Origin of the sequence: Anaerotignum sp. (assembly GCF_031981185.1) — a bacterium.
In the GTDB taxonomy this organism is placed as follows: Bacteria; Bacillota; Clostridia; order Lachnospirales; family Anaerotignaceae; genus Chakrabartyella.
In genome coordinates, this window is record NZ_DALYUL010000020.1 from 23242 (window position 1) to 33642 (window position 10401).

The 10401-nt window shown below is 39.6% G+C and carries 12 protein-coding genes; all 12 read right to left on the reverse strand.

Annotated features, from left to right (window positions below; genetic code table 11):
• On the reverse strand, nucleotides 1-2105 hold a 2105-nt coding region (gene mobP3 / locus RTK36_RS11700; RefSeq protein WP_312047434.1), incomplete at its 3' end, for a MobP3 family relaxase.
• Entirely contained in the window at nucleotides 2105-2527 is a 423-nt protein-coding gene (locus RTK36_RS11705) for a hypothetical protein (protein WP_312047435.1), read from the reverse strand. The genes mobP3 and RTK36_RS11705, both read right to left, overlap by 1 nt.
• Nucleotides 2528-2951: 424 nt before the next feature.
• On the reverse strand, nucleotides 2952-3194 hold the full coding sequence (locus RTK36_RS11710; protein WP_312047436.1) for a DUF6103 family protein: 243 nt from the start codon (nucleotides 3192-3194) through the stop codon (nucleotides 2952-2954).
• Between the two features lie 13 nt (nucleotides 3195-3207).
• The gene (locus RTK36_RS11715; protein WP_312047437.1) at nucleotides 3208-3582 is read right to left on the reverse strand and encodes a DUF3846 domain-containing protein; all 375 of its coding nucleotides are present in this window, start codon (nucleotides 3580-3582) and stop codon (nucleotides 3208-3210) included.
• Nucleotides 3583-3719: 137 nt separating this feature from the next.
• Entirely contained in the window at nucleotides 3720-4769 is a 1050-nt protein-coding gene (locus RTK36_RS11720) for a C40 family peptidase (protein ID WP_312047471.1), read from the reverse strand.
• Nucleotides 4770-4839: 70 nt separating this feature from the next.
• Complete coding sequence (locus RTK36_RS11725; RefSeq protein WP_312047438.1) at nucleotides 4840-5784, reverse strand: HipA domain-containing protein; 945 nt, start codon at nucleotides 5782-5784, stop codon at nucleotides 4840-4842.
• A complete protein-coding gene (locus RTK36_RS11730; RefSeq protein ID WP_312047439.1) occupies nucleotides 5777-6229 on the reverse strand; it encodes a helix-turn-helix domain-containing protein in 453 nt (150 codons plus the stop codon). Before RTK36_RS11730 ends, RTK36_RS11725 begins: the two co-directional genes overlap by 8 nt.
• A gap of 169 nt (nucleotides 6230-6398) precedes the next feature.
• Nucleotides 6399-8252 (reverse strand): VirB4 family type IV secretion system protein, encoded by a 1854-nt coding sequence (locus tag RTK36_RS11735; RefSeq protein ID WP_331655032.1) that lies wholly within the window; start codon nucleotides 8250-8252, stop codon nucleotides 6399-6401.
• A 75-nt stretch (nucleotides 8253-8327) separates the two neighbouring features.
• Nucleotides 8328-9068, reverse strand: a complete 741-nt coding sequence (locus RTK36_RS11740) for a hypothetical protein (RefSeq protein ID WP_312047440.1) — start codon at nucleotides 9066-9068, stop codon at nucleotides 8328-8330.
• A gap of 3 nt (nucleotides 9069-9071) precedes the next feature.
• Nucleotides 9072-9650 (reverse strand): hypothetical protein, encoded by a 579-nt coding sequence (locus RTK36_RS11745; RefSeq protein WP_312047441.1) that lies wholly within the window; start codon nucleotides 9648-9650, stop codon nucleotides 9072-9074.
• 85 nt (nucleotides 9651-9735) lie between these two features.
• Nucleotides 9736-9993 (reverse strand): hypothetical protein, encoded by a 258-nt coding sequence (locus RTK36_RS11750; protein WP_312047442.1) that lies wholly within the window; start codon nucleotides 9991-9993, stop codon nucleotides 9736-9738.
• A gap of 1 nt (nucleotide 9994) precedes the next feature.
• The coding region (locus RTK36_RS11755) for a DNA cytosine methyltransferase (RefSeq protein WP_312047443.1) at nucleotides 9995-10401 on the reverse strand (407 nt) is incomplete at its 5' end.

Here is a 10401-nt window from a genome sequence, read left to right on the forward strand (position 1 = left end):
TAAAGTTTGGCAAGAGAATACTGTGCGAACTCATTTCCGCTGTCGGAGGCTGTCTGCAAAAACTTTAAAGCTGTTTGCAATTCTTCAGTGGTCGGACTATCTTCTGCAAGAATGAGTTTCGCCAAAGAATAACAGGCAAAGGGATTGCCCAGCTTTGCTGATTTTTCAAAGCATTCCTTAGCTTTGGGAATGTCTTTTTCAGTACCAATTCCATTTTGGAGCATCCAGCCAAGGCGATATTGGATTTTGTCATCGTGGCTTTGTTTTTCTAAGCTGGCAAAACCGACATAGGCTTTTTCAAAGTGGTTCTTGCTCTGCTGTTCATCTTTTTGAGTGCCAATGCCATCACGGAACATTTTTGCAACTTCAAAATCAGCATAGGGAAAACCTTGCTTTGCACTGCGGAGATATAATTCAAAGGCTTTCTCATAGCTTTGCTCCACACCTTGACCTCGATAGTAAAGACCGCCGAGGGAGTATTCTGCAAACTTGTATTTTTCATTTGCAGACCTTTGAAACCACTCGGCGGCTAATTCATAGTCCTGCTCTGTTCCCAAACCCTGTGCATACATTTTTCCGATTCGGTATTCGAGGTATTTCCAAGGCTTTTTGTTTTCAAGAAATAGAAAGCCCTCAAGAGCTTGCCTATAATATTCCTGTGCCTTGTCGGTATCAATCTCTACACCAAGACCGTCAGCATACATTCGCCCTAAATCAAAAACTGCAAGCATATTCCCATTTTGGAATTCTGCTTGCAGTAGCTCCAAGGCTTGTTCAAAATCAGGCTCGTGGTCCGTATCCCCAAAGAGAAAAACACGAGCTTGTTTGTAATCATCTGTCCACTTGACATAGGGTGAAGTATTTTCATCTGCTTCAAATTCTTCCTCTGTATCTATGGGTTCGGCAAAGCTGTTGTCAGTAATCGTTTCATCATGTGTAGGTGCCTCGTCATATCGCTCCACCTCATCAAGCTCGGTAAAACTGATTTCACCCTTGGACAGCTTATCCGCTTCATAGATGATGTGGTTTTTGATAGACTTAAATTCTTTTTGCTGAGACAGCGGCAGAATCGGTTCGGGTGCATCACGATAGCTTGCCGTAATTTCATTTCGCATTTCGCTCCACAGCTTATAGGCGTGTGCTATAGAGGGTTCTTTTGCAAGCTCATCGGTAATGCTGTCCACCAATGCTTTTGTGCGTGGGGGAAGATAGCCATACACCCTTTTGCCCTGGGTGCATTTCAGATTTTCGGAAAGCTCCATAAGCATTTTTTCAAGACCTGCTGTCTGTACTTCGCCGGTGGAAATTTTCACAAGGAGCTGTTCCAGAACCTTTTTACTTTCTGCTTTCAGCTCATCTCTGCGTTTTGTCTGCTCAGCATAAACAGTAGTCATCTCCTGCTTGAATATCCCCGACACAAGTCCTGATTTAATTTTTGCAATCCCTTTTTTATCAAGAAAGCCATGCCTTGCATTTTCACAGTAGCAAATCATGTGTATATGTGGATGGTGACTTTCATTGTGAAATGCTGCATACCAACGGAACTCATCTAAAGGGATTTTCAAGCTTTCCGCAATGGTTGGTGCATATGAGGAGAGATAATCTTTCCACCGCTCTGCATTATCAAATTCAGTTCTGATGGCGTCCTCTCGCCTAAGAGAAATAATCGGCAGCCACACATTGCCCTCATGCTCGGAAACATCTTTTGCTACCTTGGATAAAACTATTTCATCACTGCCACCATTGAACAAACCGTGAGAGGATATCTTTTCTACTCTTGGACGATTTGCAATGTAGTCAACATAGTTTTCTTTTTTGGCAACCACATCAAGGTTATGTTCCAAAGCTATGGTGATAAACTCCGAAGCATTTTCAAGGGTTTTATTTTCGAGATAGTCCTCGTACTCAAATAAATTTTTGGTATCGGGAAACTCATTTAGGATTTGGGCGATAAGCTGCTCCTGCTTTTTGGTGACAGGAAGAGTTTTATTGCGTATGACCATTTTCTGCACACCATCTCTGGTAGCAATGTAGCTGACAAGATTTCCTTTATGCGTAGTGTCACCATTTTTGAGATAGGGACACTTCAATATGACTCTTGGCATTAGTCAATCACGCCTTGCTGATATTTTACGGCGTCCTCCATATTGATTCTGCCCTTGTTGCGTTTGACCTCCTGCACACATCTGCCACGGAGCTTATGCAAATCTTCATCACTGATTTCAAGACCTGCGGCAAGAATATTCATCATCATGCTCATCTCAACCGACAAGCGAAAGAGGTTTGCAGACTGGCGGTTCTCAGTTTCCTTGAGCGTACCGCTGATGGATTCCAATAGGATTTTGGAAAGATAGGTTGTGGAGCTTTGGCTGCTGAGATAGCCGATATAAAAATCCACGGCTTTTTCTACAAACTCGGTGTGGTTCTTCATGCCGTGGTTATCCATGAGATTATTCATGTTCTCAATCATTTCGGGGTAGAGCCACGCTACCACTCGTTCTTTATTTTCATTGTTTTTCTGCTTCATAAAGTCCTCCTTTTTCTATATCACCTTGGACAGCACCTTAAAAAGGCGTGACGGTGGGGTTTCTTATGGCATTACAGCACCTTACACCACCAAAAAGGCGATTTACAGCACCTTTTTGCCATTATGCTACTTTCCTCGTAAAACGGCTTATTCCTAAGAGAAAAGCGGTCGGCATTGCCGTCCGCTGTGAATGGCAGGGGCGTTTACAGCACCTGCCTTTATCCCGCACCTAAATCAATGGGTGGGTTCAGCTCTAATTTGTGATGTTAATTCGTGCTTAAGGTTTTATTCATCTTGTTTTAGCATTTCCCAAAACCTTGCCCAAATCGCCCTCAATTCTTCCAATGGGTAGACTTATCCGATCTCGGGTGTGAAAGTCGCACACAAGGGCACACAGGTGGCAACGTGGTCGATTATTTGTTTCTTATGAATTTCCGTTATCCGATTGTGATGTATTTATCGGTTTTTTAGCCTTAGTCGGCTTAGTTTCTTTATCAATTCTGTCTTCAATATACTCTCTGGTAGGCTGTGGTACATATTTCTCATATAGCTTTTGAACAGTATCTGAGAGTTCGTTTTGCAATTCAGCGTCCTTTTTCTCCATGTAAAACTCAAGTGCATCCAATTTTTCCTTTTCAAACGTTAAGGTTAAAGTTGCTTTTTTCATTCCATTCATCCTCCTAAAAATCTAAACCTATAAACTTCATTCGTGGTTCCAATTCCGGCTCTTCCCCTGTAAAATCGGGAACATCAGAAAACATATGGGTGTATTGTTCTACCTGTTTGTCATCAAGTGATACAAATTCACCATCATCACTATCGCCACAAATAAAAAATGGACCACAGATAATATCTGAGCCCAATCGTCTGTTTGGTTCCATTCCGTTTAGTTTCCCTTCTTCATTGACAACAGCAAGGCATCCATCATCAAGGTAGACACATTCAATAAGTCCACCAACTTCCACTTGCAATGCCGCAAGGGTGTTATCAATATTCTTTACCTCTGGTGCCTTCCCTACATCCATCTTTACAACCTTAATTTTATTTTCTTTCATTACATGTTCCTCCTATACAACATTCTTTTCCAAAAGTCTATGTTAAAAAGCAGCGCATTTCCTTTGAAATATTACTTTGTCTTAAGCATAAAATCATCCCTTCTCCTTTATCTGAACATCAATCTACAAACTTCTTTTTAATTATTTTCTGGCAGTCTACCGAACCCAAGGAAATGCTTCTGCCAATACTTTGTGTTAATATCAGCATATCCAATAGGATCACCAGCATGGATCATCTTTCCATTCCCCACATAAATCCCTATATGAGATGCTATGCCTGCCCCTGCATAGGTTCCTTGGAAAAAGACTAAGTCACCGGGCATTACTTCAGTTTTCGGTACCAGTACACATTGATTATAAATTCCAGTGGCAGTAGTTCGAGGGAGATCATAAACTCCCGACTGGGTATAGACCCAACAAACATATCCCGAACAATCAAAGGACGTTCTTGGATTTGAACCACCCCAAACATATGGGTAACCCAAGTATTTTTCTGCCTCCTCAATCAGTGCTTTGTAACTACCATCGCCAATGGGCTCACCTGGGTATTGAAATTCATCTACATCAATTGCTCCATGCCCGTACTTCACCAATGCATAAATGCGGTTGGCATTCGTTTGGTTTTCTGATGTCACCGTAACTTCCATTACAGCTTCAATATTTTTATAAATAACCTCAATGTCATCGATTGGAACTGCTACAGTATAGCTTTCTTCCCTTTCATTTCCTTCCTCGTCGGTGACGGTTCGAGTACGCTCCTCATAGGTTACAAAGCAATCTGAAAATTGCAAGGTATTTACAAGTGACGGGCGGTCAGCGCCGAAATACAGAGCATAAAAAATAGCCTTAACTCGTATTGGGTCAAGGCTATTTCCCTCTTCTGTTTGATTATTAATTTTGTTAACGTCGTAGTCCAAAAGGCTAAAGCTATACTGCATATCTTTAATATATTCTCGGAATCCTTCGGGAACATTCCACGATATCACACCACCATTAAAACATAATTCTATTGCCATGGTGTTGTGGTCTGCTGTTGCAGACATAATTCCAATCACCAGTGCAAGGATAACGATAATAGGCGAAAAGATTGCAACCATTGTCCAGCCCACCCCCCTACGGAGCTTATCATTACTCAATGTCATCACCGCAGCCTTGGCAATTAAAACAGGATTTGCAATAAAAATCACCTCCAAAGCAGAAAAACACCCACAGATGTAAGTGTTTTCTTAGTTATATTTGGCTGTTTCACAATACTTTTTATATAGAAATATCCTGTCCCGACTCTAAGGATTTTCCCATGTCAGTCTGTTTTATTTCTTGTTTCATTAGAAGTTCCATGCTGTAATCTAAGATTTTTTCTTTTCGCTCTGCAATCATCGTCTTGTAAAAATCCCTTTGCATAGGAGTAATGGCAGGAATATCCTCTATCAGTTTATTGATTTCCTCCATATTGATTCTCTCTGCTATTTTTTTCAGTGCTGCATTGCATTCTTCATTTTGCAGAGAGGAAATAAAGTCAAAGTAGGCTATTTTTTTACCGTTTTCCATAATAGAAGAGGTAGGAAAGACAAAAATACGTTGGTTTATTTCATCTTCACTGTTTAAAACCTTCTCCATATGCTCCTCATCTAATTGGGGATATAAACAGGAACCGCAGTCATAAACCGGTGCAATTCCTGCAATTTGTTTCTGTTCATCTATTAAGATTCCCCAGTTACCGTTATGACGGTCAAAATTTCCTAGTAAGGCATCTGCAATAAACATATCCCAAAAGAATGCTCGTAATTCCCCAGATGGGATCAATGCTTGTTCATCAATGGCTTTCAAAATGGAAGATAATTCTGTGCCATAACCGCTTTGCTCGCTATCCACACAGGTGTTTTTCAGGTGGGCAAACTCCATTAGCCTTTTTCCTTCTTCAGTAAAATCCTTGCAGGCCACCACAACTTTTTCTTTTCCTCGTTTATCGGTATAGGTACCCAACAGAGTTTCCTGTGCCGATATGCCAAGTAAATGGAAGACATGGCAAGCAAGATATTCACTGATACAGCTGTTTGTATAACTCATAGCTTTGCTTTTACTAGGCACAGGTGGAAATTTCAGCATATAACTTGTTCCTTCATATGAAATATTGATTTTGTTGCCATTGGCTCCGCCATATGCTTTGAACTTATTGACGGCACATGATGTAAAATCAATCATTTAATCCCTCCTGTTCTCCGTAGAGATATTTTTTCCTTAAGTAATTTGCTTGCTCCTCTGAAATACAACCAGCCCAAAGGTCTGCATTGATAGAGCCATATAGCTCGCCCCACAGACAATCCAAATAGGATACGTTGTCTTGTTCTCCCTTTTCATAATCTTTGATCGCCTTTGTTAATTGCGGAGACAAGTTGGTTTCCAAATATGTTTTATCCGCTGGTTTTCCAGTTTTCTCGGATTTAGGTGGCTCTGTTTCCAGCACCAGAATTTCTTCTATGGATAAATTCAGCGCTTTGGACAGCTTTGAAAGCGTCTCTGCACTGCATCGGTTGAGGCTTGTTTTGCCAGAACAGATATCTGCAAGGGTTGCCCAAGGGACACCGCTTGTCTTAGATAAGCTGTATCGTGAAAGTCCCTTTTCTTTTAATAATTCCATTATCGTCATTGTATATCACCCATCTTCAATATATCGGTAACCCGATACATTGTCAAGGTGATTTCTCCATTTTAATTTCTCCTCGTAACGACAAAAATCCTTTTACCCATTATTTTCTCTAATGGTCAATAGAACGCTTGCATCTTCTCTTAAATATCTTGTTGCCATATTCTCCATATTATCTTCCACCTGCCTTTCCGAACAATCTTTCCTTGTGTGTCGGAGCATGTACCATAAGGTTATATCGCTCGTTACCGCATTTATAGAGGCATACGCCACGTTGAGGAAACTTGATCAGATTGTATTCACTTTCTTCAAGCTGTAAGGTATCCATATAAAACTTTGCATCAACAGCTCCAGCATTAAACAAGAATTGGTGCGTGGGAATAGAGAACAATGGCTTTGTCATCTCACGAATGCCCTCAATATTAAAGTCCTCCAAATTCTGACTGGACAAAATTACAGAGGACTCTTTCTTTCGTACTCTTTTCATAAAGTTTCTGATGTACTCAATAGCAGTCATATTTGTAAGGAATAAATACAGTTCGTCAATGGCGGCCGCCGTATGCCCCTCGGTAAGTAGCTTGTCACTCATAAAGGATAAAACATTGAAAAGCAAAGCATTTTTCACATTCTTGCTTGCATTTAATAAGCCTTTTACACCAAACACAATAAATCTGTTTGAAGTGATATTGGTATGTCCGTTAAAGAACTTACTCTCTGCACCCTTACACATAGAATGTAGTCCAAGTAGAATTTCCTGTAACAATTCAGCAGTATAAAGTTGATATTTTTCTTTGTTGTAGTCTTTATACTCTTTCTCAATTAGAGTGTAAAGGCTAGAAAGGATGGGATAGTCCCTAGATTCAAGGGATGCAAAGTCTGTGTTATCACTGATATTCCAATTGGAATACAATTTGCCAAGCATAATTTCAATGACATCAATATGCCTGTCATCAAAGTCTTTATAGCAACGGAAGAAATCTTTTAAAAAACTGATGTGTTGACTAAGCTTGGTTGCTTGTCTAAACGCAATGGGTGCATCCTTATCCTGTGGCGAGCCACCGTCATCCCAGCTTTTGGGTTCCAGTGGGTTTATCATATACTGCCCACTCATCAAATCCACAAAACAACCGCCTGTATTTTCTGCAAGTTCACGGAATTCATGTTCTGGATCAAGGCAGATTACACTTTTGCCAGACTCTAAGATATTGCATAAAATCAGCTTGAGAAGATAGCTTTTGCCTTGTCCCGAGTTACCTAATATGAGGATACAGGGATTTGTTTTGTCATCATCTCGCTTATCAAAATCCACAAGAATGTTACTGCCAAACTTATCTCTGCCTAAATAAAAACCGTTGCTGTCTGTCTTTCCCGAATAATTAAAGGGATACAGATTTGCAACGGATGAGGCTGGGAGGACTCGTTCAAACTGACTGCCAAAAATATTTCTTCCCGATGGACCAACACAGAAAAACCCTTGTTGTTGACGGAGCAACAACCTGTCTATATTTAGCTTACTTCGAACAAGTTCCGTCAAAACATCAGTCTGTAATAACTTTAGGTTGTCATAGTCACTTGCAGTCAATTCGATATATACTGCACAATGCAAGAGAGGTTCACGGTTTCGATGCATTGTTGATACCAATGTAACCACATCCTTCAGATTGCTTTCAGCAGTGACACTTTCTTGCAAATCGTTAGTGTTTGCAGTGTTCATTCTGTTCTTATTTGTGGCATTATGAATGATCCTTTTTTCTTCTGTTGGTGTCACCTGTCTGGTAAAGATACGCAGTGTCACACCATCTTTTTCTCCTAAATGACGAAGGATTGCCTGTTCTTCCGTTACTGTGGGATACTCACGAAGTGCCCACACACAGCGGAATGTATTTCCGCAAACGAAATAATCCACATTAAATTTAATCACCGATGGAGCAATCATATCTAAAAATGTTTTAAGTTGACCACTGGGTTCGGTTGCAATATTTTGATTTTTCAATAATTTCACCAGTCCTTTCTCTGTTTTAAACATCAAAAAAGCAACCTCATTATGGAGATTGCTCTAGGGTAATTAGATTTTTTAGGCTTTGGAGAGATGTTTTCATATTTAGGAAAAAATCCATACCTGTCCGTCAGGCATGACTTTAATAGCACCCGACTTTCTATCGATTATTTTTCCTGTGTTAATATCCCTAATAATCACTTCTTCTCGATAGTCCTCATCTTCGAACCACGCTGAAAAGTATAGCTTCTCATCTTTTCTAAAACAAAAGCTTTCGTTATTGTCTATATCTAATTGAACTTTGTTGGGATATATTATTTCAAATTTATTTTCATTTCCTTGGCGAGTTAACATTAGCGGAGATGTATGCAACATTAAATTATAGCAATCTCTCACATCACTTAGCAGAATTGAAGCTATAAGTGAAATTGCAGCTATCGTCTCATCATATTGCTCCAACTTTATTTGCTGATTGTTAAAATCAACAAGTAAAATAATAATGTGACTATCATAATAAATCGGTCTACCAAAATATTGACCATCTTGTGGCTTAATTGGTTCAATAACTTCACCATCTGGGTAGTGAATAAACAAAAGTGTATTTGACTTTATCTTATGTTTTTCTTCAAACAGCTCCTCAGCTTCATATAAATCACCATGAATATAATCTGTACCCCAATACCATTTGCAACTGCCATCTAGCTGTTCAAAGTATGTGATGCCCTGTGTGTTTATTGATTTCATTTTAGTTATACCCCCAGTTATATAAATAATAAACATTCTCTTTTTTAAAAAGCTATTTTTATAAATTATATAATTTTTCAAGGAGGACATCAACTCAAACAATTACTACTCACCTAACACAATCCACCTCTCGCCATCAAAATCCTCGTACCTATCAGTCGTGACATTCTGCTCAAAATACACTCCCAAAATTCTTTTAATATCTGCATTATCTGCTCGCCTTGCTGTAAAACCTTGATCCTTTAGACTCTTTTCAATACGAGATAAATATGAAAACACGTCACTTTCCTTCTCATTTTTTAATCGAATGATTATCAAAAATTCACGAGCAGTAGCCATCTGCACCTGCATACGGTCGAGGTTGGTACTGTCTTGCATCAGAAGTTTTCGGATCATCGGATTTTCCTCTTCCTCCACACGCTTCTTCAGATACTCCTTATTATCATCAAAATTCTCTTTTGAATTAAGGCAGAGCATTTCAATTTCTGCAATACCTTTCAGTACCGTCATCAGTGCATAGATTCTACTGCTAACACTGCTTTCCGAAAGTACAGAGATATTGGTTGGGTGGATGATGAAATATACAAGTTCGCCATATGGCGTAACAAGGCTGTAATCAGTGATTTTCGTAATTCCCATTAGTTCTATTGTGGAATTTTTATGTTTTTCTCTCTGTTTTTTCATATTAATAATTTTCCTTTCTACATTTATCTTTCTGGATAATCAGGTCTTGATTTGCTCTTGGTTCAAACAAAATATAGGTGCAGCATCATGCTGCCCATTCATACGTCTGCGGTTTTAAAATAAAAAAGGATACAGCATATCGGATAAAATCCAAGATACTCATATCCTCAAAGCGAATGCTTAAAAAAGCATATGCTGCAGTAATTACAACTGGGAATAGGACGCCTGTTTGAGCAAGAGCAAAAACAGAAATAAGCAATCCTATTCCCATAATACCAATGTCACGCAGTTCCCACAGCCAAAGTACTGCTTTTGCTTTTAAGTTATCAGGATACATATACATTCTAACTTTCCTCACTTTCTTCTTTGGATTTCCCCAAGAAAAAAGCAATCCCACGGAGAACAAAATCTACGCATGGAATTGCCACACTGTTTCCAAGTGCCTTATATCTTGGCGAATCTGAAGCCTTTGGTATATTTGTCCAATCATCAGGGAAGCCTTGTAGTCTTTCGCACTCAAGCGGTGTCAGCCTACGGACAAGATTTCGTGATACTGCAAGATTTTCACTACCTCCACCATTGTCACCGCCTTCGGCTCTTAAAGTGCCACAGCCTTCCTTGTAATCTGCAAATGCAGATTGCCCATAGATGGTGCTTTGGTTGTCAATAATGCACTTATCTTGGCTGACATATTGATTACCTACACCTTTCCAATTCCCATTGCACAATGCTCCAACAACATCCTGGTATG

Coding starts and splice junctions, on each gene's coding strand:
- RTK36_RS11705 (WP_312047435.1), bottom strand. CDS start 2,527: ATGAAGCAGAAAAACAATGAAAATAAAGAACGAGTGGTAGCGTGGCTC.
- RTK36_RS11710 (WP_312047436.1), bottom strand. CDS start 3,194: ATGAAAAAAGCAACTTTAACCTTAACGTTTGAAAAGGAAAAATTGGAT.
- RTK36_RS11715 (WP_312047437.1), bottom strand. CDS start 3,582: ATGAAAGAAAATAAAATTAAGGTTGTAAAGATGGATGTAGGGAAGGCA.
- RTK36_RS11725 (WP_312047438.1), bottom strand. CDS start 5,784: ATGATTGATTTTACATCATGTGCCGTCAATAAGTTCAAAGCATATGGC.
- RTK36_RS11730 (WP_312047439.1), bottom strand. CDS start 6,229: ATGACGATAATGGAATTATTAAAAGAAAAGGGACTTTCACGATACAGC.
- RTK36_RS11735 (WP_331655032.1), bottom strand. CDS start 8,252: ATGTTTAAAACAGAGAAAGGACTGGTGAAATTATTGAAAAATCAAAAT.
- RTK36_RS11745 (WP_312047441.1), bottom strand. CDS start 9,650: ATGAAAAAACAGAGAGAAAAACATAAAAATTCCACAATAGAACTAATG.
- RTK36_RS11750 (WP_312047442.1), bottom strand. CDS start 9,993: ATGTATATGTATCCTGATAACTTAAAAGCAAAAGCAGTACTTTGGCTG.